Origin of the sequence: Salinicola aestuarinus, from assembly GCF_003206645.1 — a bacterium.
GTDB lineage: Bacteria > Pseudomonadota > Gammaproteobacteria > Pseudomonadales > Halomonadaceae > Salinicola > Salinicola aestuarinus.
The window spans coordinates 47,158-73,905 of the sequence record NZ_PZJP01000003.1; the positions used below are offsets into that span (position 1 = coordinate 47,158).

The following is a 26,748-nucleotide window of genomic DNA, read 5'->3' on the forward strand; positions in this document are numbered from 1 at the left end:
TCGAGATATCGCTGAAGGGTTGACTAAAAGGTATAAGTCAGGGGCGTCGCGGCGTCAAAGACTCTTTCGCCGCGCCGTTAAATCGCTCGCCTCAGAAATAAAAAAGGCAACCCTTTCATAGGGTTGCCTTTTTTCTTCATTATATTTCGCGTTTGTCGCCACCGCTTGCGGCGCCGAGCGCGTCGACGGGGCGGCGTTGGCGCCGCCCCCAACGCTCAGGTGGTGGTCGGCGAGCGCTGCGCCTCGTCGCTGGCGTCGTCCTGACGCTTGAACTTCGAGCCCACCCAGTTCGTCACCTTCATGATCAGCACATAGAGCGCCGGCACGAAGATGGTGGCCAGTAGCGTGATCGAGAGCATGCCGCCGACGACCGGTGTCCCGATCTGGTTACGGCTGGCCGCACTGGCGCCGGAGGCGAGCGCCAGCGGTAGCGTGCCGCCGATGAACGCCAGCGAGGTCATGACGATCGGACGAAAACGCTGTCGAGCCGCGGTTTTCGCCGCTTCGACCACTGACATCCCTTCATGCTTTCGTTGTTGTTCGGCGAACTCGACGATCAGGATGGCGTTCTTCGCTGCCAGTCCCACGACCACCAACAGTCCCACCTGCAGGTAGACACTGGTGCCGAGCCCCGCGAGGAAGACGGCGAGGATCGCACCGATGAAGGCGAAAGGCACCGCCGACACAACCGCCAGTGGCAGTGTCCAGCTCTCGTACTGCGCCGCGAGGATCAAGAACATCATCACGATACCGAACGAGAGCGCCAGCGTCGCCGCCGTCCCGACATTGGTCTGCTGGTAGGCTTCGCCCGACCAGCCCATGCCGTAGTCCGTTCCGAGGGTGTCGGAAACGACCTCCTGCATCGCCTGGACAGCCTCGCCGGAGCTGTAGCCCGGGGCGGGGCCGCCAGAGAACTGCGCGGCGGGATAGACGTTGTACCGCTGCAGCACGGTAGGTGCCTTGTCGCGTGTCAGCGTTACCAGCTCCGACAGTGGCACGCGCTGACCGTCGCCGCCACGAACATAGACACCACTGATGTCCTGCGGATTACGGCGGAAGTCGTCTTCCGACTGCAGGTAGACCTGGAAGTTACGGCTCGAGCGCGTGAAATAGTTCACGAATGCGCTGCCGAACGTGCTCGCCATGGTGGTGTTGAGATCGCTGATATCCACCCCGAGGCTGCGCACCTTGTCGGTATCGATGTCGGCACGGTAGACCGGCACGTTGACATCGAGACTCGAGAAGACGTTGGCGAGCTCCGGGCGCTCGGCCGCCGCCGCCATGATCTGATTCGCCGCACCGGCGAGTTCCTGCGAGGAGTCACCGTCGAAAGACTGCAGATAGCCGGTGAATCCCCCGGTAGGCGACAAGCCCTGAATGGGCGGAATGTTGAAGGCCATGGTCTGGCCGCCCTGAATCTGGGCGCCCAGCTGCATGATCTTGCCGGTGAGCTGATCGACCGTGACATCACGTTCCGACCAGGGCTTGAGCGTCACGAAGACCGTGCCCTTGGCCGTGTTCGGCGACCCCGAGAGGATATCGAAGCCCGGTATGCCGACCACGAAGTTGATCCCCGGCACCTGTTCGCGCAAGCGATCGCTGAGTTCCTGGATGTAGGCATCGGTTCGTGCCACCGACGAGCCGGCCGGCAGCGTCACACTGGCCAGCGCCACCCCCTGGTCTTCCGACGGCAGCAGCGCGGAGGGTAGCTGCGAGTAGATCAACCAGGACGCCACGCCGACTGCGACCAGTCCCAGAACCGCCAGCCAAAGCTGGTGGATCAGGAAGTTGGTGATTGCCATGAAGACATCGGTGATCTTGTCGAACAGCCTGTTGAACCAGTCGAACGGCTTGCGAATGACCTGAACGAACTTGGACTGGTTCTCCCGCTTCGCCTGGCGCTTGAGGAAGATCGCACTCATGGCCGGCGTGAACGACAGCGCCACGACCGCCGAGATCGCCACCGAGATCGCGATGGTGATGGCGAACTGCTGATACATCTGCCCGGTGAGACCGCCCATGAAGCCGACCGGGACGAATACCGCCGTCATGATCAACGAGGTAGCGATGACGGCGCCGGAGACCTCCTTCATGGCCTCGAGCGCCGCGCTTATCGGCGTCGCGTCTTCATCCTCTTCGAGTATTCGCTCGACGTTCTCGATCACCACGATCGCATCGTCTACCACGATCCCGATCGCCAGTATCATCCCGAACAGCGAGAGCAGGTTGATCGAGAAATCCAGCAGGTACATGCCGGCGAAGGTCCCCAGGACCGAAACCGGTACCACGGACATCGCCACCAGCGTCGAGCGCCAGCTCTGCAGGAACAGGAAGATGATGATCGCAACCAGCGCGAGCGCCTCGAGGAAGGTGTGCACCACCGACTCGATCGAGGCGTCGATGAACAGCGTCGTATCGTAGGGGATCTCGTAGTCCAGCCCCGGCGGGAAGCGCTCTTTCAGCCTCTGCATCGACGACTTCACGTCGGCCGCCACATCCAGCGCATTGGCCCCTGGCTGCAGGTAGATGGCGATCGGGGCAATGGGGTTGTTATTGACGTAACCCTGGATGCCGTAGCTGTTCTTGCCCAGTTCGATACGGGCGACGTCGCTGAGCTTCAGCGACGAGCCGTCCTCGTTGGTCCGCAGCTGAATGTTGCGGAACTGATCGACGTTCTCGAAACGTCCCTGCGTCGTGATGGTGTAGGTATAGGGGGTTGGGTCGCTCTGAGGCTCCGCACCCAGCTTGCCTGCCGCGACCACGGCGTTCTGAGCCCGAATCGCCGCCGAGACTTCGGCCGGGGTGAGATCATACTGCGCCAGCTTGTCCGGATTGAGCCAAACGCGCATGGCGAACTCCTGGCTACCCAGGACCTCGGCCTGACCGACACCCGGTAGCTGCTTGAGCTCGTCGGTGACGTTGATATTGGCGTAGTTGGTCAGAAACAGCGAGTCGTAGGCATCGGACTCCGCGTCGGCGGTGAGCGCGACGAACAGCAGCACGCTGGAAGAGCGTTGCTCGACCGTCACGCCCTGCGACTGCACCTCGCTGGGCAGCTGCGACAGCGCCCGCTGAACCCGGTTATTGACGTTGATCGTTGCGGTCTGGGGGTCGGTACCGATGCTGAAGTAGACGCTCATCGACATCTGACCGCTGTCGGAACTCGACGAGGTCAGATAGATCATGTCTTCGGTGCCGTTGATCTCCTGCGCGAGCACCGCCGCCACGGTGTCGGAGACCGTCTGCGCGCTGGCGCCCGGGTAAGTGGCGGAGACGCTGATCGTCGGCGGCACTACCGAAGGGTACTGCTCGATCGGCAGCGAGCGCATGGCCATCAGACCGATCAGCGTGATGATGACCGAGACGACCGTTGCGAAAATCGGTCGCCTGATGAAGACGCTGGAAAAATTCATCCGTTGGCTCCGCCCTGTGCGTCGCTGTGTTGCTGTTCATCGCTAGCGGCCTGGGCATCGCGATCTTGCTGGGCGTCTTCACGTCCGCCCTGAACGCCTTCGCCGCCCTTGGCGTCCGGCGCCTGGGACGGGTTGGACCCCGCGTTGTCCTGCGGTTGTGCGGCTTCCCCGCTGAACGGTTTCGGATCGATCTTGTCGCCCGCCGAAATGCTGCCGATCCCGGAGGCCACGACGCGATCGCCGGGCGCCAGGCCGTCGGTGATGATCTGCCAGTCGCCGGCGACTTCGCCGAGCGAGACGAAACGCGACTCGGCCTTGCCGTTGTCGTTCACCACGAGCACCTGCGGCCCCTTGAGCCCTTCCGTCACCGCGATCGCCGGCACGGCGTAGACGTCGAAACGCTTGAGTTTCGGCAGTGACACGCGCACGAACTGGCCAGGGAGAAAAAGCCCATCGGGATTGTCGAAGACTGCCTCGACCTGAACCGTGCTGGTGGACTCGTCGACACGTGAACCGAGGAAGTCGATCTCACCGGCAAGCTTGAGCGGATCACGCGCGGCACTGGCGGTGTCCGGCGCGGTCAGCACCACGGCATTGGCTTCGTCGTTGCCCTGCTGGCGCTGCTGGCGAAGCGCATAGGCATCCCCGGAGGGCATCGAGAATCGAACTTCGATGGGATCGAGCGGGGTGATGGTCGCCAGCGCCTGCGGCGGCTGGACCAGATTGCCCACATTGACCTGACTCAGACTGATCATGCCGCTGGCCGGGGCGTTGACCTCGGTGTAGCCGAGATCGATCTGGGCACTATCCAACGCGGCGTCGGCCTGCGCTTTCGTCGCGCGAGCGGTGCGCAGATCAGCCTGGGACTGATCACGCTGCTGCTGGCTGACGGAATTCTGGTTGTAGAGTCGCTGATATCGCTCGGCATCGCGCTGGGCGCGATAGACCTCGGCCTCGGCGCTTTCGACGTCCGCCTTTCGCTGCTCGACCGTCGCCTCATAAGGCGCCGGCTCGATGGTGAAGAGCGCGTCGCCCTTCTCGACCATGCTGCCCTCGCGGTAGTGGCGCGCTTCGAGGATGCCTTCGACCCGCCCCATGACGTTGACTTCGCGGTCACTGCGCACCTGAGCCGGATACTCCTTGCTCAGGGTGATGTCGCGTGACTCGATCTGAACCACCTCGGCGGGTTTGGGCGGCTGCTCCTGTTGGCCACCACCCTGCTGGGCGCTCTGCTGGTCGTCGCTGCCCCCGCAGGCCGCCAATGACAGTCCGAGAAGCAGCGCACCGCCCAGACCGAGGGTGCGAGTGAGAAGGTTGGGGCGCATGAGTCCATCCTGAAAATGAGGAGCCTAAAGGAATTTAGCGAGCTTACAGGCATACATACATGAATGTAAACTTACCGATTATTGGATATGCTGACAGCCAATGCCATGAAGCGGGCCGTCAGAAAGCCCCGCCGCGCACGCCACTTCACGCTCCCGACGAGTCTGCCATGCCCAAGAGAACCAAGGCCGAAGCCGAGGCCACCCGAGAAACGCTGCTCGATGCCGCCGAGACAGTCTTTCTCGTCCGCGGCGTTTCCAAGACGTCGCTTGAGCAGATCGCTCGCCAGGCGGGGATGACCCGCGGCGCTGTCTACTGGCATTTCAAGAACAAGGCCGATCTTTTCCACGCCATGGTCGAGCGCGTGAAGATGCCGCTGCGCCAGCTCCTCGACGATGTCGAGGACCCCGAGCGCCCCCAGGCACCCCTCGAAAGCCTGCGTCTGGCGACGCTGCACGCGCTCGAGCGTCTGCAGCGCCCCCGTTCACGCCGGGTCCACACCATCCTCCTCCACTGCTGCGAGGCCTCGAGCGATGTCGACACGCTCGCGCTGCAGCACCAGCTCGCCGAGGAGTGCTTTGCCACGATGATGGAGCATTTCAGCATCGCCCAACGTCAGGGCATGCTCGTCACAGGCATCGAGCCCGAGATCGCCTGTCGCATGCTGATGGCGATGTTCGGCGGCCTGATGCACGACTGGCTGCGGGACCCGGAGCGATACGATATCGCCGACGTGGGCCCGCGCATGATTAATACCTACTTCGATCGCCTTGTGCAGGATGCAGCCTAGGGCAATCTTTTTGACCGCGGCGGGGCACACGCCGTGTTTCCCCCACGTCATCTCACAGGGGTGACGCGTGGGCTGGACCGCGGGCCAAGCACCTAATCCTCCAGCACCCGGCCGGCGGCGCGCGCCACGCCGGCCCGATAACCACCACCAAACAGCGCCAGGTGGTTGAGCAGCGGGTAGAGCTGGAACAGTGCCTCGCGCCGCGTCCAGTCGGCGGGGGGCGCGCCGTCCCAGTAGGCCTCGAAGAAGGCCTCCCCGGGTTGACCAAAAAGGGTCAGCATCGCGACGTCGACGTCCGGATAGTGGCGATAGACAGCCGGGTCGATCATTGCCGGCCCGGACGCCGTAAACATCACGTTGCCGGACCACAGATCGCCATGGACCAGACTCGGGGGCGTGTCCTCTAGCCACGTCTCGAGCGTTTCGGCAATCCGCTCCAGGCGCGCCTTGAGTCTCGCGTCCAGCAGCCCCTTGTCGTCACACAGTGCGATCAGCGGCAGCAGCCGGCGCTCGCGCTGGAAGACGCGACCGTCGTTGGCAGGCGCGTTGGGCTGCGGAGTCGCGCCACAGGCGTTGTCGCTCGGCCAGCCGTGAGTGGCCGTCGTATCGCGGGTCGAGACGTGTAACTGCCTGAGTCCTTCGCCGAGCCGGGCGCCATCGCGCGGGCCCTGGTCATCGAGCGCCTCCAGCACCAGCAAATCGCCCTCTTCGGCCAGCACCCGCGGGACGCGTAGCGTATCGCTAACCTTCCCCAGGGCGCGCAGCCCCTCCGCTTCGCCGCGCACTCGCTCGGCGCTGTCGCGCTTGACCACGAACGGCTCGGCGGCCTCGACGAACCAGAGTGCTGCACCGCTATCGCCGCCGGACAGCGTGCGCACTCGCCCATCGGCGGACTTACCCAGCGCTGCGAGACGGCGTTTGATCGTCGGCGTCATCGTCACTCTCCCTGACATCGTCATCGGCATTGGCGGTCGCCCCCTTGAGCGCGTCTCCCTCCGGCGTCGAGCGTGGCTTGGGGCGATTGAGTTCCTGCTGGAACAGCGACTTCAGCTCGTGCATTGCCGCCTTTTCGGTGGCCCGGAGCTGCTCACGATCGTTGCGATGGGTGTAGGTGTCCTTGAGTAGCTGATTATCGAAATCGCGAAAGGTGCGCACGGCGTTGATCGCGTTCGAGCTGGGGTAGCCCATGCCCTTGAGCACTTCGACGCTCATCTCCATGCTCGAGGCGAACGTCTCTCTCACCACGCCGTCGACCCCCATCTCCATCAGTTTCCAGGCATGGTGACGATTGCGCGCGCGGGCGTAGACCTTGAGGTGCGGAAAGTGAGTGCGCGCCAGATTGGCGATGGTGAGCGCGGTCTGCTCGTCGTCGACGGCGATCACCAGCAGCTGGGCCTTCTCGATACCCGCGGCACGCAGCAGATCGAGCCGGGCGGCATCGGCATAGAAGATGCGCGAGCCGAAGCGGCGAATGAACTCGACCTGACTGACGTTGGGATCGAGTGCGGTGAAGTTGATCCCCTCCATCTTCAGCATTCGCCCGACCATCTGTCCGAAGCGACCTAGCCCCGCGATCAGCACCGGTGGCGTCTCCTCGCCGAAGTCGGTGTCGTAGGGTCGCGTCTCCTTGAGTCGGCTCCCGAGGTTTTCGCCGAACTGATACAGAAACGGCGTTGCTGCCATGCTCAGTGTCACCGCGGCGATGCAGAGACTGGCGATACGCTGGTCGATGACGCCCGCGGCGACCGCCGCCGTCAGCAGCACGAAGTCGAACTCGCCGCCCTGGGCGATGATCGTCGCCAGCCGCGGGATCTCCGTTCGTGGCAGCCGAGCGATGAGCCCGATCACCGCCAGCACCAGCGTCTTGACCAGCGTCATGGCCACGGCCAATCCCAGCACCCAGAGCAGGTTGTCGAGCACCAGCGCCAGGTTGACCGACATGCCCACGGCAATGAAGAACAGCCCCAGCAGAAGGCCCTTGAACGGCTCGATGTTCGCCTCGAGTTCATGGCGATACGGGGTATCGGCGAGCATTACGCCGCCGAGAAAAGCCCCCAGCGCCATCGACAGCCCCGCCCACTCCATGACCAGCGCCATACCGAGCACCAGAAAGAGTGCGGCGGCAGTGAATATTTCGCGCACGTCGCTGCGCGCCACCAGCGCCAGCACACGCGGAAAGATCAGCCGCCCGAAGGCAATCGCCGCCGCGACCGTGGCGAGGCTGCGCACGATGAGCCAGCCGTCATCCGGGGTGGCATCGGCACGTCCGGCGAGAAACGGCAGCAGCGCCAGCAGCGGAATCACCGCCAGATCCTGGAACAGCAGCATGGCGAACGCACTCTGCCCATGGGGGGTGGCGAGCTGATGGCGCTCGTTGAGCACCTGGAGCGCGAACGCCGTCGAGGAGAGCGCCAGCGTCAGTCCGAGAAAGATCGCGATGCTCGGCGGCAGATCCATCAGCAGACCGATCGGTGTGAGAAGCGCCGCACAGCCGAACATCTGCATCGAGCCGAGCCCCAGCAGGCGCTTTCGCATGCCCCAGAGTCGCCGAGGCTCGAGCTCGAGACCGATGATGAACAGCAGCATCACCACGCCGAATTCGGAAAAATGAAGGACCGACTCCGGCTCGGAGATGAAACCGGTCAACGACGGCCCGGCGAGCAGACCGATACACAGGTAACCGAGAATCGAGCCGAGCCCCAAACGCTGAAACAGCGGCACGGCGATGATCGCCGCCCCCAGCAGTACCGCCGCTTCATTAAGAAAGTTCATCGCGTTCGTCGTCCTTGGTGTTCAGTGGCAGGCGTGGGTTTGGCGAGACAGGCAGTCGGGATCACGGCGTTCGCTCGTCGGGGATTTCGGCCGGTTCGGGAGCGGACTTGAATGGCAGACGCTGCCGACACTGTTCCAGATAGGTGTGCACGTAGGCCCGCTCCTCGCGGCAGAAGTCAGCCACCGCATCGCGAAAGCCCTGATGGTCGAGATAATGAAGCGAACGGCTCAGCGCCGGCGAGAACCCGCGCGTCAGCTTGTGCTCGCCCTGGGTTCCGGGATCGAAATAGCCAAGACCTGTCTCGAGACAGTGTTCGATTCCCTGGTAGTAACAGGTTTCGAAGTGCAGGAAATCCGCCTCGACTTCGCTGCCCCAGTACCGCCCGTAGAGGCGCCCGTCGCCGCTGGCGTCCCGCCCCTCCAGGCAGAGCGCCGCCGCGACGGGGCGTCCCTCGTGGACCGCCTGCACCAGCAGCATCGACCCGGCAAGCGTGTCGCGAAGTCGGGTGAAGAACTCGAGCGTCAGATAGGGCCGCTGGCCCCGCTCGAGGTAGGTCATGCAGTAGCAGCGGAAGAAGTGCGCCAGGGCGGCGTCGTCGATCGCCTCACCGGTCAGCCGGAGGAACGTGAAGCCTTCCTCGGCAAGCTTGCGCCGTTCACGCCGGATCTCCTTGCGCTTGCGCGAGCTCATGCGCCCAAGAAAGCTTTCGAAATCGCGATAGCCGTCGTCGCGCCAGGCAAACTGCACCGCGTGGCGTTCCATCAGCGGGGCGTCGAACGCGTCGCGCCAGTCCGCCACTTCCTCGGACTCGGCGAACAGTAGATGCCAGCTCACCATGCCGGTGCCGACGAGATACGGCGCGAGTACGGCCATGACGTCGCGTCGCGATTCACCGGGGCGCACGCCCAGACGCGGGCCGGCGGCCGGTGTAAAGGGAATCGCACAGAGCGACTTGGGATAGTAGTCCCCGCCGGCTCGCTCCCAGGCGTCCGCCCACGCCCAGTCGAAGACGTATTCACCGCGGGAGTGAAACTTGGCATAGCGCGGGAGGACCGCAATCACCGTATCGCCCCGCCGGACCACCAGATGATCGGGCTGCCAGCCGGTCTCGACGCTGGCGCAGCCGGTCTGTTCCAGTGCCGCGAGAAATTCGTGGCGCAGGAAGGGGTAGCCCTCGCCGGCCGCCGCGTTCCAGCTCGCCGCATCGAGGGCCTCGAGGCTGCCGATGTTGTCGACCCGCAGTGTCATGATGTGTCTCCCTCGCTCGTTCGAATTCGCTCGTGCGTCGCCCGCGCGCCGCGCTTACAGGGTGAAAACGTCGAGCCCGCGCGGCAAGCGTGCGATACTCCCCGAAAGTCACCGGCCAGAGCGAGCGCCACATGCCCCGGACTGCGCCTCCCCCGATGCCCGCAACGCCAGGCCCGCTCAATGTGATGGCGCTGGCGGCTTTTGCGCTGAGTGTCCTCGGCACGCTGTTGCCACCGGCGGCGCTCGGCGGCGTGGTCTGTGGCCATCTGGCGAGGCGCCAGATACGCCAGCGCCATGAGTCCGGCGACAGCTGGGCACTGGCGGGGCTGATCCTTGGCTATCTACTGATACTGCTGTCGCTGGCCGGCCTTTTGCTGTTTGGCGGGTTCGTCGCGACAATGTTCGCCATCACGGCCTTTTTCTAGAACGTTCCGGCATCCCCGTTCGGGCGCCTGATGCCGGTGCCGCCCTGCCACGATGAGACTTCATGCTGACTTCGCTTCTCGACAACGATTTTTACAAGATCACGATGCAAAATGCCGTGATCAAGCGCTTCCCCTATGCGCAGGCCCGTTATGCCTTCATCAACCGCGGCGATCATGCCTTCCCGGAGGGCTTCGGCGAGGCACTCCGCCGCGAGGTCGATGCCATGGCGGAGCTTCGCCTGAGCGGGGCCGAGAAACTCTACCTCGAAAAGACCTGCCCTTATCTCGACCCGACCTATCTCGATTTCCTTGCCGGTTTTCGCTATGACCCCGACGAGGTGATCATCGATCAGCAAGGGAGCGAGCTCTCGGTCACCATGGAGGGGCTCTGGTATCGCACCATCCTGTGGGAAGTCCCCCTGATGGCGCTGATCAGCGAACTCTGGTATCGCCTGCGCAATGTGCCTCGCGATGACGATGAACTGATCGAAAAGCGTACCCGAGACAAGATAGAGCACTACCGAGGCCTGGGGCTGAAAATCGCCGAATTCGGCACGCGTCGGCGCTTCGCCTTTGACGTCCACGACCGTGTGGTCGGCGCGCTCAAGCGCTACGGCGGCGAGAGTTTTACCGGCTCGAGCAATGTGCTCCTGGCGATGCGCCACGACGTCAAGCCAATCGGCACTCATGCCCACGAGTGGTTCATGTTTCACGGCGCGCGCTTCGGTTTCAAGATGGCCAACAGCCTGGCGCTGGAGCACTGGGTCGATGTCTACCGAGGGGATCTGGGGATCGCCCTGACGGACACCTTCACCTCTCACGCCTTCTTCGAAAGCTTCGACAAGAAGTTTGCCAAGCTCTTCGATGGCGTGCGCCACGACAGTGGCGATCCCGTCGACTTCGCCGCCGCAACCATCGCCCACTACGAGCGTCTCGGGGTCGACCCACGCAGCAAGACGATCATCTTCTCCGATGCACTGACGCCGGAGAGAGTCGAGCGCATCCAGGCGTTCTGTCAGGACCGCATCGGCATGGCATTCGGTATCGGCACCAACTTCACCAACGACGTCGGCGTCGAGCCGATGAACATGGTGATCAAGATGGTCGAGGCGCGCCCCGAGGGGCAGCACTGGCTACCGGTGGTCAAGCTGTCGGACATTCCGGACAAGCATACCGGCGACCCGGAGATGATTGCGCTGGCCAAGCGCGTACTCGCCCTCAGCCGCCCCAGCGAATAACGCCCCGGGAGGCCATCGACCGGCGCGACGCCTGCAAAAAAGGCCACGAACCCAGAGTTCGTGGCCTTTTCGTCTTGTCGGCCCGGCGAATTGCCACGACGGGCGTTGGCGGCCCCGGCGGCTACTCGTTCAGCGCCTGATCCAGCGCTAGCAGCGCCGCCTGCCAGGACGCCGCATCAGCCGCCGCGTTGTAGCCCAGCGGCAGGTCGAACTCGGCGGCCAGGCGATCGGCATCGGGATTGGTGAACGCATGCGTGGCGCCGGGGTACTGCACCACGCGCACGTCGGCACCGTTCTCCTCGAGCGTCGCCGCCATGCTGTCGAGTGCCGCCGGATCGACCAGCGGGTCCTGTTCGCCATTATAGATCCGCACCACCCCGTCGAATGCCTGCGGCTGGCTGACGGCCTGGGTGGGGCTGCCGTGAAAGCTAATGGCGGCATCGATCGGCATGCCGGCAAGCGCCATGTTCATCACCACCCCTCCGCCGAAGCAGTAACCGAGGGCGGCAATGCTGTCGCCGCGAACCGCGGGGTGCTGGCGCAACGCAGCCATTGCCGCCTCCAACCGCGAGCGAGCGGCTGGCCAGTCCTGCATGACCTGACTCGAGAACGCCTTGGCCTGATCGGGATGCTCAGCCACCTTGCCATCGCCGTACATGTCGACCGCCAGCGCCACGAAACCGAGTGCAGCGAGCTGGTCGGCACGGTGCTTGATGGTGTCATTGAGCCCCCACCACTCATGCACCAGCAGTACGCCGGGGCGCGGCTCATCGTCGGCGGCATTGTAGGCAAGATAGCCCTCGTAGGTGTTGCCACCCGTGCTGTATTCGAAGGTCTCCCCCTGCACGTGCGGCCCTTCCACTTCATCCGCCCACGCGCCGGTGGCGATCAGGCAGAGCAGCGCGACCAGTAGCAGTCGTCCCATCATCGTTCTCCTTGTGTCTGGTCGCGACGCTCGCTGAAGCAGCGCCACGCTTGATTCTTCTGACCATGAAACGCATGGCGCTAACGGTTTTTCTGGTTGACGGAAAGCCGCTATGGCGAGCAGTCAGAGAGCCTGCTGGACCCGATCGCGCCCCAGCGCTCTCGCCTGCTCCAACCCCTTGCCGGCGCGTTCGAGAAACGTTTCGGCAGGCTCATCGTCGTGGTGTTCGGCGACCCCAAGACTAACCGAGAAAGCCAGCCAGTGACCATGGAACTCGATTCGTGTCGAGGAGAGACGAGCGCGCAGGCGCTCGGCGATCGCCGCGGTTTCCTGCAGTGTCTTGCCGCTGAGCAACAGCGCAAAATCGTCTTCACCCAGACGTCCGAAGCTGAACCGCTCGCGCAGCGTCGCCTGGCAAATTTCACCGATGCAGCTCAGCACCAGATCGCCGCCGTAACGGCCCCAGTCGTCGTTGATCTTCGCAAGATGATCGATATCAAACACGATCAGGGTCAAGCGGGCATAAGGGTCGCCGGCCAGGCACACCTGACGCAGAAGTCCCATGAAGGCGTTGCGGTGGAGCGCCGAGGTGAGTTCATCGGTCGCCGTGTAGCTCTCCCACTGCAGCGTCTGTCGGCGCCGCTCGGTAATGTCGCGGGCGATGGCATACCAGCCTCCCACGCCACGCTGGCGGGGTGAGAACTGCACCTCGAACCAGCGATAACCCAATATGGCATGGTGCAGTCGCAGCTCGAGCAGGGAGCCGGTGCCCTCGTGGGCGCACGCCTCCAGCGACCGCTGAATCTTGGGCGCCTCCTCCGGCGACATGAGGGCAAGCAGCGACTCGCCCTCGAGCCGGGAAGCAGTGACGCCCAGCAGGTTCTCGACATCGCCGCCGGCATTGAGACACTCGAACTCCTCGCCCAACTCGATCAGCAGATCCCCGGCGTGGTTGATGAGCCCATTGGCAAAGACGCTGTCAACCTCATCCTGCTCCGAGCGCTGGAGCACACCGGAAAGCGCAACCACCTCCCCGCTCTCGTTTCGCTGAATGCTCAGCGTGTCCTCGATACGGCAAAGGGTGCCATCCCGGTTGATGACGCTGTAGTCGAGGGTCAGGCGGACTTCACCATGGTCGAAAGCCGCCTGTAATTGCTCGAGGATACGTCGCCGCTCGTTCTCCGGCATGGCCGTCAGCCAGAGTTGCGGATTGGACAGGTAATCCGCAGCAGGGCGGCCGCTCAACTCCATGATCGACTCGGAGACGAAATGCGCATGCCCCAGCCACCAAGAGGGGCCGGTAACGTAGAGCGTCGTTGGAAGTGTGCTTAGCCAGTCGCGGGTCTGGTCGTTAAGGCCATCGATCTCGCCGCCCGGCGCCTGCGGTGGTTGCATGTTGCGCTCTCTTCAGGCCGCCCGTTAAACGGCGGGACGACGAATTCCGCGTTAGTGTGACCCAACTCGGCGGCGATAATCGGTAGGTTCGGCCAACGCCGATACGTCAGTGGCAGCATCGTCAGCCGGCGGGGACATTGGATCGCGACGTTCGCAGGCACCTGCCAGCTGGCGCAGCTCATCGAAGGTGAGTTCCACTCGGTGGATACCTTCCTGCTCCTGCCAGATGACGAATACAACCGGCGTGGCACGCGACTGGTCTACGCCAACGATACGCCCGCAGCGTTCCTGGCCGGGTTCACGCACTGACTCGCCGATCAAGCGATGGGCGTTGATGCGCGTCTTGTCCATGACGGCGTCAACCTCAATAGAGTGGATGGATAGTGGAATGGTCTACACCTTAGAGCGTAGAACCCACTAAACCAAGCCCTTAGCCCGCATTGACCATGTTTTTCCTACCGACGGTGTGGGTATCGGCAGCCGCTCCCGCCGACTTGATCTTGGAATCGATATTTCGGTCGATAGAAGAAAGTTGAGAAGATGATCCCTTCTCGAGGACCACTCCTCCGGTCCGCCCGGACGTTGAGCCGGACAGTGGCAGCAATGCTGACAGGGCGCCAGCGTAGCGGTGTGATACCCAAGAGTATCGTCATAGAAAGCCGGCATCGCCATAAAAAAAGGCGACACCCACAGGGCATCGCCTTTCGACGCTTCAGACCGGCCTCTCGGGCCGGCATCCGCTGCCGTGAATCGCCATTTGGCCTTATGCAGTCGCCTGCATCGCGAGTGCAGTGTCGAGCATACGATTGGAGAAGCCCCACTCGTTGTCATACCACGCCATGACCTTGACCAGACGGCCGTTGACACGGGTGTGGTTGGCGTCGAACGTCGATGAGTTGGCATCGTGATTGAAGTCGATCGACACCAGCGGCTCGGCATTGACCGCCAGCACCGGCGACGTCTCGGCCGCTTTTTCGACGATACGGTTGATCTCTTCCTTGCTGGTATCACGGCTCGCGGTGAAGGTGAGATCCACCAGCGACACGTTGATCACCGGCACCCGAACGGCCAGGCCATCGAGCTTGCCATCCAGCTCCGGCAACACCAGCCCCACTGCCGCCGCGGCACCGGTCTTGGTCGGGATCATCGAGTGCGTCGCGCTACGCGCCCGGTACGGGTCCTTGTGGTAAACGTCGGAAAGATTCTGATCGTTGGTGTAGGCGTGGACGGTCGTCATCAATCCATTCTCGATACCCACGCTCTCCTGCAGCGCCTGAGCGACCGGCGCCAGGCAATTGGTGGTGCAGGAGGCGTTGGAGACCACCTTGTGATCGGCCTGCAGGACGGACTCGTTGACGCCGAACACGATGGTGGCATCGGCATCCGGGCTCGGCGCGGAGATCAGAACTCGCCTGGCGCCCGCTTCAAGATGCTTGGCCGCCGCATCACGCTTGGTGAAAAGCCCCGTGCACTCCATCACCAGATCGACGTTCATCGATTGCCAGGGCAGCGCTGCTGGCTCCCGCTCGGAGAGGATGCGAATGCTGTCACCGTCTACGCTCAACGTATTGTCGTCATGACTGACCTCGAAGCCGAAGCGGCCGTGGACAGTATCGTGACGCAGCAGATGGGCGTTGAGGGCCGGATCGCCCAGATCGTTAATAGCAACGACCTCGACGCGATCTCGGTAACCGTTCTCGTAAAGGGCGCGAAGTACGTTGCGGCCGATACGACCGAATCCGTTGATGGCGACACGCAGAGTCATAGGGCTCTCCTTGGATGACCTGATTGCACGTTTCGGTGTCGCGACGACGTGACACGCATGGCGCCAGAGTCGCGAGTCTGATGACAGTCTAGAACATCATATAAAGAAAGAATATTACGTAGAAAGCCAAAATCGCTCGCCAAAGCGGGCGTTAGCGGCCTTATTCTTTGGTAAGTTTACCAACATAACCTGACCATTCGATGAGGCAGACCATGGCACTTCACGCTACCGTCGACCGAGTGACCCAGCGCATCGAGATGCGCTCCGCCGAGCGACGCCGACTCTATGAATCTCGCATGGAAGCGCAGCACCGTCGCGGCGTTCACCGTGGCGAGCTCTCCTGTGGCAACCTCGCTCACGGCTTCGCTGCCTGCAATGCCGCCGACAAGAACAGCCTCAAGCTGATGAATGCCACCAACGTCGGCATCGTCTCCTCCTACAACGACATGCTATCGGCCCACCAGCCGTTCGAGCACTTTCCGGAAGCGATTCGCGAAGCCGCGCGGGGCATGGGCAGCACCGCGCAGTTCGCCGGCGGCGTGCCAGCGATGTGCGATGGTGTGACCCAGGGCCAGCCCGGGATGGAACTGTCGCTCTTTTCGCGAGACGTGATTGCCATGTCCACGGCGGTCGCGCTCTCTCACAACATGTTCGACAGCGCGGTCTATCTCGGCGTCTGCGACAAGATCGTGCCGGGGCTTTTCATCGGTGCGGCACGTTTTGGTCACCTGCCGGCGATCTTCGTGCCCGCCGGGCCGATGCCGAGCGGGTTGCCTAACAATGAAAAGTCACGCATTCGACAACTCTATGCCGAAGGCAAGGTGGGCCGGGATGCGCTGCTGGAAGCCGAGTCGGAGTCCTACCATAGTCCCGGCACCTGCACCTTCTACGGCACCGCCAACTCCAACCAATTAATGATGGAGATGATGGGCCTGCATCTACCGGGTACCTCCTTCGTCAATCCGGGCACGCCGCTGCGCGACGCCATCACCCGTTACGCCACCGAACAGGTCATCCGCAACAGCGACCAGGGCGGCAGCTATCGCCCCTTCTACCGTCAGGTAACCGCCAAGGCGGTCGTCAATGCCCTGATCGGACTGCTCGCCTCAGGCGGCTCGACCAATCACACGCTACACCTGGTCGCGATGGCGGCCTCGGTCGGCGTGACGCTGACCTGGGACGACTTTGCCGAACTCTCGGCGGTCATCCCAAGCCTGACCCGGATCTATCCCAACGGCCAGGCGGACGTGAACCATTTCCACGCCGCCGGCGGCGTGAGTTTCCTGGTCCGCGAGCTGCTGGGCGCCGGGCTCCTGCACCCGGACGTGGAGACCGCCTTCGGCACCGACATGACCGCCTATACCCAGGAGCCTTTTCTCGAGGAGGGGCGCCTCATCTGGCGCGAGGGGACCGGACAGAGCCTCGACGAGGACGTGCTGCGTCCGGTCTCTCGCCCCTTCTCCCCCACCGGCGGGCTGGCCGTGCTCGACGGCAACCTCGGCCGCGGCGTGATCAAGGTCTCTGCCGTGAAACCCGAGATGCGCCTGGTGGAAGCGCCGGTGCGCATCTTCGACGATCAGAGCCAGGTTCGCGCGGCCTTCGAGAGCGGCGAACTCGACCGCGATATCATCGTGGTCGTGCGCTTTCAGGGCCCCAGAGCCAACGGCATGCCCGAGCTCCATCAGTTGACGCCTTTCCTCGGCGTGCTGCAGGATCGCGGCCACAAGGTCGCCCTGGTCACCGACGGGCGCATGTCCGGCGCCTCGGGCAAAGTGCCGGCGGCGATTCACATCACGCCGGAAGCCATCGATGCCGGCCCGATCGCCTACCTGCGCGATGGCGACATCGTTCGGCTCGATCCGGACAGCGGTGCCCTCGAAGCGCTGGTGGCGGCCGACGTCTGGGCGTCACGACAGCCGGCGACCAGCGACCTGACTCACTATCATCACGGCATGGGGCGCGAACTCTTCGCCGGATTTCGTCAGCAAGTCGGCGGTGCCGAGGAGGGTGCGGCGACTTTCGGCGGTTTCGACGCCGCCGATCTGCCCGGAGGGCACACATGACGACTCCCGCCTTGGTCGGCGACATCGGTGGTACCAACGCCCGCTTTGCGCTCGTCGAGCCCGGCGGGTTCGATCTTCACTCGATCGAAACGCTGCCCTGTGCTCGCTACGCCGGTCTCACCGAGGCGATCCAGGACTATTTGCGTCAGGTCGGCGCGCCAGCCCCGGCGGAGTCCTGCCTGGCCTTCGCCTGCCCGGTCCATGAGGACTGGGTCAAGATGACCAATAACGACTGGGCATTCTCCAAGCAGGCGGTCGCCGAAACGCTAGGCCTCTCCACCTTCAAGGTGATCAACGATTTCACCGCGCAGGCGCTGGGGATTCCCCACGTCAACGCCGACGAGCTGGTGGCGATCGGCGAGGGCGAGGCCGAACCCCGCAGGCCCCGGCTGGTCATGGGCCCCGGTACCGGACTCGGCATGGCAGGGCTCGTGCCCAGCCGACACCACTGGATTCCGCTCAGTACCGAGGGCGGCCACGCCACCTTCGCCCCCACCGATGCCCGTGAGCGCGAACTGCTGGACTACTTCACCGCTCGCTACGGCCGGGTCTCGCTCGAGCGTCTGCTTTGCGGACAGGGTCTGCTGGATCTGTATCTCGCCCATGCGGCACTCTTCGGCGTCACCGCCCACTACAACACCCCTGCCGAAGTGACCGGTGCCGCGCGTGCCGGCGACAGCATCGCCCGCGAGGCGCTGCTGCGTTTCCTGAAGATCCTCGGTGACGCCTGCGGTGACGCCGCCCTCACGCTCGGTGCGCTGGGGGGGGTGTATCTCTGCGGCGGTATCGTCCCCCGCCTGACCGATTGGCTCCCCCGTAGTGACTTTCGCCGCGCCTTCGCCGACAAGGGGCGCTTGAGCGCTTACAATGCCGGCATTCCCACCTGGGTAGTCACAGCGCCGTGGACCGGCCTACTCGGCGCGGCGGAAGCTTTGCACAACGAGGAAGTCACATGATTCCCGAAACGCTCGAGACGCTGATTGCAGCGACCGACGGTCAGCGGGAGACCGAATGGGAGAACCGTCGGGTCCTCTTGATCAACGCCGAATGGGGCGAGCTTGCCATCTCGCTGCAGGGGGCGCAGGTCCTGCATTATCGGCCGGCCGGCGACGCGCGCGGCTGGCTCTGGGTCACCCCCACGCCACAGGCGCTACCCGGCGCGATTCGCGGCGGCATTCCGCTGTGCTGGCCGTGGTTCGCCGATGAGTCACCGGACGGCAAGGGGCCCATGCACGGCCCGGCGCGCACGGCCGAGTGGCGGGTCGAGGCGGTCGATCCGGACATTTCGGGCCACGGCGTCGAGATCCATCTCTCGCCGGTCGAGTCTCTCCATGACGAGCTCACTCCCAGCGCCGTGGTCCACGCTAACGAGCGCCAACTCAGTGTCGAACTCTTCACGCGTCATACCGGTAGCACACCGGTGAAACTGACCGGCGCGCTGCACACCTACTTCGCCGTGGCCGATACCCATCGCTGCCGCGTCGAAGGTCTCTCCGGCGCGCGCTACCTCGACAAGCTCGAACGCTTTGCCGAGAAAGAACAGCAGGGTGAACTGGGCATCCGCGGCGCGCTCGACCGCATTTATCAGTCCAATCGTCCGGTGATACTCGACGACGGCGAGCGTCGTCTGCAGATCACCAAGCAGGGCAGCGACTCCACCGTTGTCTGGCATCCCGGTAGCGAGCTGCCCGGCGACACGCCCGCCGAGGCCGGCCAGCGTTTTCTCTGCGTCGAGGCCGCCTGTACCCGAGTCGACCCGGTGTGGCTGGTGCCGGACGGCCAGCACCTCCTGGCCACCACGATCGTCAAGGAGGTCACCCAGCCGTGAGCGATGATCTGACCTTCGACTCCCCCGTCATTCTTGGCATGATGCGACTGCACGAACGCCCCGAATTCGACGACCCGGAGCGCTTCGCCGACTGGCTCGAGGCGCGCGTGGATCAGGGCCTTCACTGGTTCGACCATGCCGACAGCTACGCCAACCACCTCGGCGAGGCGCGCTTCGGCGCCGCCCTGGCACGCCGCCCCAGTCTGAAATCGCGGGTTCGCGTCGTGACCAAGGGCAATATCGTGTTGCCGGGTCACGACCCGTCGCCGTTCGGGGTCAAGCACTACAACAGTTCGGCGCGCTACCTGACCGACGTCATCGACCGCTCACTCGAGCGCCTGGGCGTCGAACGTCTGGAGCACTTTCTGCTCCACCGGCCCGACCCGCTGATGGATGCCGAGGACACGGCCCGCGCCCTGGACGACGCCATCGATGCGGGCAAGATCGGCGCGGTCGGCGTTTCCAACTTCCTACCGGAGCAGTGGCGCCGACTGCAGGCTGCAATGACGCATCGACTCAGCGTCCACCAGCTCGAGCTGTCACTGGCGCGGCCGGACGCCCTCTTCGACGGTTTCTACGATGCCATCCTGGCCGATGGCATGGCGCCGCTGGCATGGTCGCCGCTCGGCGGCGGCTCGGTCTTCGAGGACGTGCTCGGCACGGCACTCTCGCGACTCGCCGAGCAGCTTGACTCGACGACTGCCGGGCTGGCGCTGGCCTGGCTGCGGCGGCTTCCGGGCAGTCCGGTGCCGGTGATCGGTACGCTCAATGAAAAGCGCATTGATCATCTGGTGCATAGCGGTAATCTCGATCTCGACCGCGCGACCTGGTTCGCACTGCTCGAGGAGGCGCGTAGCCACCGCGTGCCCTGAATGGCAGCGACGTCGGCCTCGTGGCCGGCGTTGATGCCGTCCTTCGATGGAGAAGAGAGACAACAACACCATGACCCCCATCATCGCTTTCGGTGAAGCCCTCGTTGACATGCTCTCCAGCCGACTCGGCGATGCCGCCGGCCCGGAGAGCTTCACGCCCTACGCCGGCGGCGCGCCCGCCAACGCCGCTGTCGCCTGCGCACGCCAGGGACTCCCGAGCTGCTTTCTCGGCATGATCGGCGAAGATCGTTTCGGGGACTTCCTCGTCGCTGAACTCGAGGCTCACGGCGTCGATACCCAGCACGTCACCCGCACCGCCGAGGCCCGAACGGCGCTGGCCTTCGTCTCGCGAGATGCCAACGGCGAGCGGCGCTTCGACTTCTACCGCCCACCGGCAGCGGACCTCCTCTATCGGCGCGAGCACCTCCCACCGGGCATCTTCATCGAGCCGGCGCTGGTGCACCTGTGCAGCAACAGTCTCACCGATGAAGCGATCGCTGAAACAACGCTGGATCTGGCGAGTATCGCCCGTCGCGGCGGCTGTCTGATCAGTGTCGACGTCAACCTTCGCCCGGCGCTCTGGCCGAATGCGACAGTGGATACCGACAGGGTTCACCGGCTGCTAGAGCGGGCGCATCTGATCAAACTCTCCACCGAGGAGCTGGATGCGCTGCGAGGTGAAGAGAGCGCGGAGAGCTGGATCACCGCGCAGCTGGCCAACCGGGCCCGGATGATCGTGGTCACCGACGGCCCCAATCCGGTCGTTGCCTACCTCGCCGAGCAGCGGCTGCAGGTGACACCGCCGAGTGTGCAGGCTATCGACACCACCGCAGCGGGGGATGCCTTCATCGGCGGCCTGCTCGCGTCGCTGTCGCGTGCCGACGTCACCTGCGAGACGTTCGGCGACTGGCTCACCGACGAGCAGGCGCTGTCCGAGGCACTGGCGTTCGCCAGCCGCTGCGGGGCCTTCGCCGCGACCCGCGCCGGCTCGTTCGTCTCGCTGCCGGGGTCCGAGGATCTGGACCACCTGCCGGGGTAACATCGTGGCGCCGGCGTTTTCGGCGCCTCACCTTCTCGCTACCCGCGCTCACCCCCGCCCTGCGCCTGCCGCCCCGCCGCGAACTTCGACCATCGTCGCATGTCCGGCTCGCGCCCCCCTCTCCGATGCTAGTGTCAGGTGTCGAACTCCAGGGCGCCATCGCTCGTAGAGCGCCGGATCAATGGCAACGCCTGAGTTCGCTGGCAACCCCGCTTTCAGGATCCAACAATGAACAAACTCTACGCCAGCGCTGACGAAGCGCTGGACGGGCTGGTCAAAGACGGTGCCTCACTCGCCGTCGGTGGCTTTGGCCTCTGCGGCATCCCCGAGGCCCTCATCGTCGCGCTTCGCGACACCGGTAAGCGCGAGCTGACCGTTGCCAGCAACAATGCCGGCGTCGACGGCTTCGGCCTGGGTCTGCTGCTCGAATCCCGCCAGATTCGCAAGATGCTCTCTTCCTACGTTGGCGAGAACAAGACGTTCGAACGCCAGTACCTCTCCGGCGAGCTGGAGCTCGAATTCTGCCCCCAGGGGACGCTCGCCGAGCGGCTGCGCGCGGGCGGGGCGGGCATTGCGGCGTTCTTTACCCGAACCGGCTACGGCACCCAGATCGCCGAGGGCAAGGAGGTTCGCGAGTTCGATGGCGAGCACTACGTGATGGAGCGCGGCCTCAAGGTCGACGTGGCGCTGATCAAGGCACAGACCGCCGATCGCGCCGGCAACCTGCGCTTCAACAAGACCGCGCGCAACTTCAACCCGCTGGCAGCGATGGCCGGGCGTGTCTGCGTGGTGGAGGTCGAGGAGATCGTCGAAACGGGCCAGATCGATCCAGACGACATTCACCTGCCGGGCATCTTCGTGCACCGCATCGTGCACAACCCCACGCCGGAAAAGCGCATCGAAAAGCGCACGCTACGGGAGACTTCCTAAGATGCCCTGGAACAAGGAACAGATGGCCGAGCGTGCGGCCGCCGAGCTCGAGGACGGCTTCTACGTCAACCTCGGCATCGGCCAGCCCACCCTGGTCGCCAACTACATCCCCGACGGCATGGACGTCTGGCTGCAGTCCGAGAACGGCCTGCTCGGCATCGGCCCCTTCCCCACCGAGGAGACGGTCGACCCGGATCTGATCAACGCCGGCAAGCAGACCGTCACCGCCCTGCCCGGCTCGAGCTTTTTCGACAACGCCGAGTCGTTCGCGATGATTCGCGGCGGCCACATCGACCTGGCGATCCTCGGCGCCATGCAGGTCTCGCGCAGCGGTGATCTCGCCAACTGGATGATCCCCGGCAAGATGGTCAAGGGCATGGGCGGGGCCATGGACCTGGTGGCGGGCGTGCAGCGGGTCGTGGTGCTGATGACTCACACCGCCAAGGGCGAGCACAAGATTCTCGAGTCCTGCTCGCTACCGCTGACCGGCGTTGGCGTGGTGAACCGTATCATCACCGATCTCGGCGTGATGGACGTCACCGACGACGGCCTCGCGCTGGTGGAACTGGCCCCCGACGTCACCTTCGATGCGATTCAAGAAGCGACCGGCTGCGAGCTGGTCGACGCCCGCCGAGCGGTTTCCATCTGACCGGCTTGTCGTCGAACACGGCCCCGGGCGAGCGTGCCGATCGGCACGCTCGCGCCATACCGACAAGCATCTTCACCATGGACAGGAGTCTTCTCGATGCGTGATGTCGTCATCGTCGCTGCCACTCGCACCCCGATCGGCACCTTTCAGGGTGGGCTTGCCAGCGTACCCGCCGTCACCCTTGGCGCCACGGCGATCCGCCACCTGCTTCAGGGCATCGACCCCACCGGCGTCGACGAGGTGATCATGGGCCATGTGCTGCGTGCCGGGCTCGGTCAGAATACCGCCCGTCAGGCGGCGATCGAAGCCGGCATGCCCGAACACATCCCCGCCATGACGCTCGATAAGGTCTGTGGCTCGGGCATGAAGGCCTTGCATCTCGCGGTGCAGGCGATCCGCTGTGGAGACGCGGAGACGATCGTTGCCGGCGGCATGGAGAGCATGAGCCTGGCGCCCTACGTGCTGCCGAAGGCACGCACCGGTCTGCGCATGGGCAACGCCGAGCTGGTTGATAGCATGATCAACGACGGGCTGTGGGACGCCTTCAACGACTATCACATGGGGGTGACCGCCGAGAATCTGGCCGAGCAGTATGGGATTACGCGTGAGTCGCAGGACGCCTACGCCGCCGAGAGCCAGCGGCGGGCGGCGACGGCGCGGGATTCAGGCAGGTTCGACGCCGAAATCACCCCGGTCAGCGTGCCCCAGCGCCGCGGCGAGCCGGTCATCGTCGAGCGCGATGAGCAGCCCCGCGACGGCGTGACGGCGGAGTCGCTTTCCAAGCTCAAGCCTGCCTTCGCCAGAACCGGCTCCGTCACCGCCGGCAACGCCTCCTCGCTCAACGACGGCGCCGCCGCCCTGCTGGTCATGAGCGCCGAGCGCGCCGCCAAGCTCGGCCTGGCGGTGATGGCGACGATTCGCGGCTACGCCAATGCCGCCGTCGACCCGGCGATCATGGGCATTGGCCCGGTCCCGGCGACACGCCGCTGTCTCAAGCGCGCCGGATGGTCACTGGATGAGCTCGACCTGATCGAGGCCAACGAAGCCTTCGCCGCGCAGTCTCTCGCCGTCGCCCACGACCTCGGTTGGCCCAGTGAGCGGGTCAACGTCAACGGCGGCGCCATCGCGCTGGGCCACCCCATCGGCGCCTCCGGCGCGCGGATACTGGTCACCCTGCTGCATGAGATGCAGCGCCGTCACGCCAAGCGCGGCCTGGCCACGCTCTGCATCGGCGGTGGGCAGGGGGTCGCAACCGCCCTCGAGCGAGGCTGAACGCACCACAGCGCGTCGCACCGTGCGAACCGGGCACCCGTTTCACGCGCGACTGGTGGGATCCTCGCGCATCGACCAGACTAGCTGGAGATCTCTTTCAACGACGCAGGGAGCGCTATCGTGAAACCTCAGACACTCTGGACCATCGTCGGCACCGGCACGGCCGTCATCAGCGGCGTGCTGGCACGCCAGAGCATCAAGCAGAGCTTCCGTCATGGCGTGTTCGAGCCGCCGGTCAATCCCGACGCCGATGATGTCGAGTGGCGTCAGGCGCTGATCTGGGGCGCCGCCTCCGGCATGGCCGTGGGCATGGCCCGCATCGTCGGCTGGAAGATCGCCTCTGCCGGCATGCGCCGCACCCGTCGCTCTCGTCGCGGTCAGCGCCTGCTGGCGCGAATCGAGGACTACGACGACTGAGCCGCGCGCCGTGACCCGCCGACACACCAGTGCCCCCGAGCCGCTTCGGCTCGGGGGCACTTTTCTGGCAGCCCCGGGTCATTCGCGTCAGCCGCTCGACCCGGGGCGACACGGCGCCCCCGTCAGGCCCTTGCCGTCAGCGCGGATAGCGCTGCGTCGCCTCCCGCGTCAGCTGCGTGATGCCGGCCCAGTCCTCGGCGTCGACCAGCGACTTCGCCACCATCCACGACCCGCCGACACACATGACATTGGGTAGCGCCAGATACGCCTCGGCGTTGTCCACGGTCACTCCCCCCGTCGGACAGAACTGTGCCTCCGGCAGCGGTCCGGCGAACGACTTGAGCGCCGGGGCGCCGCCGTTGGCCTCGGCGGGGAAGAACTTGAAGCGGCGATAGCCGTACTCCCAGCCCGTGACCACCTCCGACACCGTGGCCACACCCGGCAGCAGCGGGACGTCACTCGCGGCGCCGTACTCGAACAGCGTCGGCGTCGTGCCGGGCGTGACGACGAAGTCCACGCCGAGCGCCTCGCAGACCTGGTACTGCTCGACGCTGAGCACCGTTCCCGCGCCCAGCACCACCTCAGGCAGGGCCTCGCGAATGTGCCGGATCGCCTCTACGGCAGCCTCCGTGCGCAGCGTGACCTCGAGCACGTTCAAGCCGCCCTCGACGAGCGCTTTCGCCAGCGGCACGGCGTGATCGAGGCGCTCGATCACCAGCACGGGAATGATCGCCGTCGAGCGGCAGATGGCATCGACACGATCGGTCTGCGACGCGGGCAGTTGAGCGGTCATCATGGTCTCCTTGTGAGCGCGGCGCTCGTCGCTTGCGAGCGCCATCCAGCGTGTTTCAGTAATCTTCGTACCAGGAGCGGCCGTCCTGAGTGATCATGGCGATCGACGCCACCGGCCCCCAGGAGCCTGCCGGGTATCGCCGCGGGGGGATATCACGCTGCTTCCAGCCCTCGATCAACTGGTCGACCCACTTCCAGGCGTACTCGACCTCGTCGCGGCGCACGAAGAGGTACTGCTGGCCCTTCATCACCTCGAGCAGCAGCCGCTCGTAGGCGTCTGGAATCCGCGCCTTGGGAAAGGCGTGGTTGAAGTCAAGGTGCAGTGGCCCGGGGCGCAGACGCATGCCCTTGTCGAGCCCGCCGTCCTTGGTCAGCACCTGCAGCGCGATCCCCTCTTCCGGCTGCAACCGGATCACCAGCTTGTTGGCCGCCAGGTTGCGCTGATCGGGATCGAAGATGTAGTGCGGCTGCTGACGGAAGTGGATGACGATCTGCGACAGTTTTTCCGGCATCCGCTTGCCGGTGCGCAGGTAGAACGGCACCCCTGCCCAGCGCCAGTTGGCGACTTCGAGACGCATGGCGACGAACGTTTCGGTGGTGCTGGACGTATTGGCTTCGTCCTCCTCGAGATAGCCCGGCACGCTCTCCCCTTCGATGGAGCCGGCGACGTACTGACCGCGAACCACATGACGGTTGAGCGCCTCTCCCTCGAGCGGCTTGAGCGCCTTGAGCACCTTGACCTTCTCATCGCGGATGGCGTCGGCGTCCAGATTGGCCGGCGGGTCCATGGCCAGCATGGTCAGAAGCTGCAGCAGGTGGTTCTGAACCATGTCCCGAAGCTGTCCCGCCTTGTCGAAGTAGCCCCAGCGCCCCTCGATGCCGACCTGCTCGGCAACGGTGATCTCGACATGGGAGATCTGGCTCTGGTTCCACTGGTTGCCGAACATCGGGTTGGCGAAGCGCAGCGCGATCAGGTTCTGCACCGTCTCCTTGCCCAGATAGTGGTCCATACGGTAGATGCGCGACTCGGGGAACACCGCACCGATGGCGTCGTTAATCTCGTGGGAGGACTCGAGGTCATAGCCGATCGGCTTCTCCACCACCACGCGGGAGTGCTCGTCGAGACTGCCGCTGCGCTCCAGGTTGGCGCAGATGTCGCCATAGATGCTGGCGGGGACCGCAAGATAGATGGTCAGCGGGCACTCACTATCAGGGCTCTCGGCGTGCCAGTCGCGGATGCTTTCATACCCCTCGACGGTATCGAAGTCGAGGCGGCGGTAGTCGAGCCGGGCGAGGAACCGGTCCAGGCACCCCTGTTCCAGCTCATTGGGCTTGACGCGTTTCTTGAGTCGCTCGAGCACCAGCTCACGGAAGCTGTCGCGATCGTGCTCGTGACGGGCGAGTCCCAGAATTCGGGTTTCGGCGCCGAGCAGGCCGTCGCGGTCGAGATGGTAGAGGGCCGGGTAGAGCTTGCGTAGCGCCAGATCCCCCAGTGCGCCGAACAGGGCCATATCCACGTTGGGCGTTGCCTCTCGAGTCATTGCTCGCTCCTCAGGATGGTCGATACAGGTAGTTAACTTACGAATAAAAT

Annotated in this window: 23 protein-coding genes; 12 read left to right on the plus strand and 11 right to left on the minus strand. The window is 64.6% G+C overall.

Features of this window, described 5'->3' with window-relative positions; all coding sequences use genetic code 11:
* Positions 1-215: 215 nt before the first annotated feature.
* Together DOM41_RS03055 and DOM41_RS03060 are read right to left on the minus strand one after the other, a co-directional pair.
* On the minus strand, positions 216-3,413 hold the full coding sequence (locus tag DOM41_RS03055; protein WP_110685386.1) for an efflux RND transporter permease subunit: 3,198 nt from the start codon (positions 3,411-3,413) through the stop codon (positions 216-218).
* Positions 3,410-4,738, minus strand: a complete 1,329-nt coding sequence (locus DOM41_RS03060; protein ID WP_110685387.1) for an efflux RND transporter periplasmic adaptor subunit — start codon at positions 4,736-4,738, stop codon at positions 3,410-3,412. Before DOM41_RS03060 ends, DOM41_RS03055 begins: the two co-directional genes overlap by 4 nt.
* A gap of 167 nt (positions 4,739-4,905) precedes the next feature.
* Here DOM41_RS03060 and DOM41_RS03065 point away from each other — a divergent pair, with 167 nt between their 5' ends.
* Positions 4,906-5,526, plus strand: a complete 621-nt coding sequence (locus DOM41_RS03065; RefSeq protein WP_110685388.1) for a TetR family transcriptional regulator — start codon at positions 4,906-4,908, stop codon at positions 5,524-5,526.
* Between the two features lie 92 nt (positions 5,527-5,618).
* On the opposite strand, the gene DOM41_RS03070 is transcribed toward DOM41_RS03065, so the two are convergent.
* The 3 genes from DOM41_RS03070 to DOM41_RS03080 all read right to left on the minus strand — a co-directional run bounded on the left by DOM41_RS03070 (position 5,619) and on the right by DOM41_RS03080 (position 9,547).
* The gene (locus DOM41_RS03070) at positions 5,619-6,461 is read right to left on the minus strand and encodes a fructosamine kinase family protein (protein ID WP_110685389.1); all 843 of its coding nucleotides are present in this window, start codon (positions 6,459-6,461) and stop codon (positions 5,619-5,621) included.
* On the minus strand, positions 6,421-8,298 hold the full coding sequence (locus DOM41_RS03075) for a monovalent cation:proton antiporter-2 (CPA2) family protein (protein ID WP_110685390.1): 1,878 nt from the start codon (positions 8,296-8,298) through the stop codon (positions 6,421-6,423). Before DOM41_RS03075 ends, DOM41_RS03070 begins: the two co-directional genes overlap by 41 nt.
* 61 nt (positions 8,299-8,359) lie before the next feature.
* Entirely contained in the window at positions 8,360-9,547 is a 1,188-nt protein-coding gene (locus DOM41_RS03080; RefSeq protein WP_110685391.1) for a GNAT family N-acetyltransferase, read from the minus strand.
* A 131-nt stretch (positions 9,548-9,678) separates the two neighbouring features.
* On the opposite strand from DOM41_RS03080, the gene DOM41_RS03085 reads away from it, so the two are divergent.
* Positions 9,679-9,972 (plus strand): DUF4190 domain-containing protein, encoded by a 294-nt coding sequence (locus tag DOM41_RS03085; protein WP_245391718.1) that lies wholly within the window; start codon positions 9,679-9,681, stop codon positions 9,970-9,972.
* 62 nt (positions 9,973-10,034) lie between these two features.
* Entirely contained in the window at positions 10,035-11,210 is a 1,176-nt protein-coding gene (gene pncB, locus DOM41_RS03090; RefSeq protein ID WP_110685392.1) for a nicotinate phosphoribosyltransferase, read from the plus strand.
* 121 nt (positions 11,211-11,331) lie between these two features.
* Here pncB and DOM41_RS03095 read toward each other — a convergent pair whose 3' ends face one another.
* From DOM41_RS03095 to gap, 4 genes are all read right to left on the minus strand, one after another.
* Complete coding sequence (locus DOM41_RS03095) at positions 11,332-12,138, minus strand: dienelactone hydrolase family protein (RefSeq protein ID WP_110685393.1); 807 nt, start codon at positions 12,136-12,138, stop codon at positions 11,332-11,334.
* Positions 12,139-12,258: 120 nt separating this feature from the next.
* Entirely contained in the window at positions 12,259-13,530 is a 1,272-nt protein-coding gene (locus DOM41_RS03100) for a sensor domain-containing diguanylate cyclase (protein ID WP_110685394.1), read from the minus strand.
* A gap of 51 nt (positions 13,531-13,581) precedes the next feature.
* Positions 13,582-13,881, minus strand: coding sequence for a hypothetical protein (locus DOM41_RS03105; protein ID WP_110685395.1), 300 nt, complete (start codon positions 13,879-13,881; stop codon positions 13,582-13,584).
* Positions 13,882-14,293: 412 nt separating this feature from the next.
* On the minus strand, positions 14,294-15,295 hold the full coding sequence (gap, locus tag DOM41_RS03110) for a type I glyceraldehyde-3-phosphate dehydrogenase (protein ID WP_110685396.1): 1,002 nt from the start codon (positions 15,293-15,295) through the stop codon (positions 14,294-14,296).
* A gap of 212 nt (positions 15,296-15,507) precedes the next feature.
* Between gap and edd the strand changes: the two genes are divergently transcribed.
* The 9 genes from edd to DOM41_RS03155 all read left to right on the plus strand — a co-directional run bounded on the left by edd (position 15,508) and on the right by DOM41_RS03155 (position 24,365).
* Positions 15,508-17,358 (plus strand): phosphogluconate dehydratase, encoded by a 1,851-nt coding sequence (edd, locus tag DOM41_RS03115; RefSeq protein ID WP_110685397.1) that lies wholly within the window; start codon positions 15,508-15,510, stop codon positions 17,356-17,358.
* The gene (gene glk / locus DOM41_RS03120) at positions 17,355-18,314 is read left to right on the plus strand and encodes a glucokinase (RefSeq protein ID WP_110685398.1); all 960 of its coding nucleotides are present in this window, start codon (positions 17,355-17,357) and stop codon (positions 18,312-18,314) included. Before edd ends, glk begins: the two co-directional genes overlap by 4 nt.
* Complete coding sequence (locus DOM41_RS03125; RefSeq protein WP_110685399.1) at positions 18,311-19,186, plus strand: D-hexose-6-phosphate mutarotase; 876 nt, start codon at positions 18,311-18,313, stop codon at positions 19,184-19,186. The genes glk and DOM41_RS03125 overlap by 4 nt, the downstream gene beginning before the upstream one ends.
* Positions 19,183-20,058, plus strand: coding sequence for an aldo/keto reductase (locus tag DOM41_RS03130; RefSeq protein ID WP_245391719.1), 876 nt, complete (start codon positions 19,183-19,185; stop codon positions 20,056-20,058). The genes DOM41_RS03125 and DOM41_RS03130 overlap by 4 nt, the downstream gene beginning before the upstream one ends.
* Positions 20,059-20,128: 70 nt before the next feature.
* Positions 20,129-21,097 (plus strand): carbohydrate kinase family protein, encoded by a 969-nt coding sequence (locus DOM41_RS03135; protein WP_110685400.1) that lies wholly within the window; start codon positions 20,129-20,131, stop codon positions 21,095-21,097.
* A 228-nt stretch (positions 21,098-21,325) separates the two neighbouring features.
* Positions 21,326-22,027, plus strand: a complete 702-nt coding sequence (locus DOM41_RS03140) for a CoA transferase subunit A (protein ID WP_110685401.1) — start codon at positions 21,326-21,328, stop codon at positions 22,025-22,027.
* A gap of 1 nt (position 22,028) precedes the next feature.
* Positions 22,029-22,676: a CoA transferase subunit B gene (locus DOM41_RS03145; protein WP_110685402.1), complete on the plus strand. Its 648-nt coding sequence runs from the start codon at positions 22,029-22,031 to the stop codon at positions 22,674-22,676.
* A gap of 96 nt (positions 22,677-22,772) precedes the next feature.
* Complete coding sequence (locus tag DOM41_RS03150; protein WP_110685403.1) at positions 22,773-23,948, plus strand: acetyl-CoA C-acetyltransferase; 1,176 nt, start codon at positions 22,773-22,775, stop codon at positions 23,946-23,948.
* A 120-nt stretch (positions 23,949-24,068) separates the two neighbouring features.
* Complete coding sequence (locus DOM41_RS03155; protein WP_157956828.1) at positions 24,069-24,365, plus strand: DUF4235 domain-containing protein; 297 nt, start codon at positions 24,069-24,071, stop codon at positions 24,363-24,365.
* A gap of 136 nt (positions 24,366-24,501) precedes the next feature.
* Here DOM41_RS03155 and DOM41_RS03160 read toward each other — a convergent pair whose 3' ends face one another.
* Positions 24,502-25,161, minus strand: coding sequence for a bifunctional 4-hydroxy-2-oxoglutarate aldolase/2-dehydro-3-deoxy-phosphogluconate aldolase (locus DOM41_RS03160; protein WP_110685544.1), 660 nt, complete (start codon positions 25,159-25,161; stop codon positions 24,502-24,504).
* A gap of 52 nt (positions 25,162-25,213) precedes the next feature.
* Positions 25,214-26,698, minus strand: coding sequence for a glucose-6-phosphate dehydrogenase (gene zwf / locus DOM41_RS03165; protein ID WP_110685405.1), 1,485 nt, complete (start codon positions 26,696-26,698; stop codon positions 25,214-25,216).
* Positions 26,699-26,748: the final 50 nt, after the last annotated feature.

Excerpts from the sequence above, each read along its gene's own strand:
- DOM41_RS03105 (WP_110685395.1), bottom strand. The coding sequence starts at position 13,881 with ATGGACAAGACGCGCATCAACGCCCATCGCTTGATCGGCGAGTCAGTG.
- pncB (WP_110685392.1), top strand. The coding sequence starts at position 10,035 with ATGCTGACTTCGCTTCTCGACAACGATTTTTACAAGATCACGATGCAA.
- glk (WP_110685398.1), top strand. The coding sequence starts at position 17,355 with ATGACGACTCCCGCCTTGGTCGGCGACATCGGTGGTACCAACGCCCGC.
- edd (WP_110685397.1), top strand. The coding sequence starts at position 15,508 with ATGGCACTTCACGCTACCGTCGACCGAGTGACCCAGCGCATCGAGATG.
- DOM41_RS03080 (WP_110685391.1), bottom strand. The coding sequence starts at position 9,547 with ATGACACTGCGGGTCGACAACATCGGCAGCCTCGAGGCCCTCGATGCG.
- DOM41_RS03075 (WP_110685390.1), bottom strand. The coding sequence starts at position 8,298 with ATGAACTTTCTTAATGAAGCGGCGGTACTGCTGGGGGCGGCGATCATC.
- DOM41_RS03135 (WP_110685400.1), top strand. The coding sequence starts at position 20,129 with ATGACCCCCATCATCGCTTTCGGTGAAGCCCTCGTTGACATGCTCTCC.
- DOM41_RS03095 (WP_110685393.1), bottom strand. The coding sequence starts at position 12,138 with ATGATGGGACGACTGCTACTGGTCGCGCTGCTCTGCCTGATCGCCACC.
- DOM41_RS03065 (WP_110685388.1), top strand. The coding sequence starts at position 4,906 with ATGCCCAAGAGAACCAAGGCCGAAGCCGAGGCCACCCGAGAAACGCTG.
- zwf (WP_110685405.1), bottom strand. The coding sequence starts at position 26,698 with ATGACTCGAGAGGCAACGCCCAACGTGGATATGGCCCTGTTCGGCGCA.
- DOM41_RS03145 (WP_110685402.1), top strand. The coding sequence starts at position 22,029 with ATGCCCTGGAACAAGGAACAGATGGCCGAGCGTGCGGCCGCCGAGCTC.
- DOM41_RS03055 (WP_110685386.1), bottom strand. The coding sequence starts at position 3,413 with ATGAATTTTTCCAGCGTCTTCATCAGGCGACCGATTTTCGCAACGGTC.
- DOM41_RS03085 (WP_245391718.1), top strand. The coding sequence starts at position 9,679 with ATGCCCCGGACTGCGCCTCCCCCGATGCCCGCAACGCCAGGCCCGCTC.
- DOM41_RS03150 (WP_110685403.1), top strand. The coding sequence starts at position 22,773 with ATGCGTGATGTCGTCATCGTCGCTGCCACTCGCACCCCGATCGGCACC.
- gap (WP_110685396.1), bottom strand. The coding sequence starts at position 15,295 with ATGACTCTGCGTGTCGCCATCAACGGATTCGGTCGTATCGGCCGCAAC.
- DOM41_RS03070 (WP_110685389.1), bottom strand. The coding sequence starts at position 6,461 with ATGACGCCGACGATCAAACGCCGTCTCGCAGCGCTGGGTAAGTCCGCC.
- DOM41_RS03100 (WP_110685394.1), bottom strand. The coding sequence starts at position 13,530 with ATGCAACCACCGCAGGCGCCGGGCGGCGAGATCGATGGCCTTAACGAC.
- DOM41_RS03060 (WP_110685387.1), bottom strand. The coding sequence starts at position 4,738 with ATGCGCCCCAACCTTCTCACTCGCACCCTCGGTCTGGGCGGTGCGCTG.
- DOM41_RS03140 (WP_110685401.1), top strand. The coding sequence starts at position 21,326 with ATGAACAAACTCTACGCCAGCGCTGACGAAGCGCTGGACGGGCTGGTC.
- DOM41_RS03160 (WP_110685544.1), bottom strand. The coding sequence starts at position 25,161 with ATGATGACCGCTCAACTGCCCGCGTCGCAGACCGATCGTGTCGATGCC.
- DOM41_RS03125 (WP_110685399.1), top strand. The coding sequence starts at position 18,311 with ATGATTCCCGAAACGCTCGAGACGCTGATTGCAGCGACCGACGGTCAG.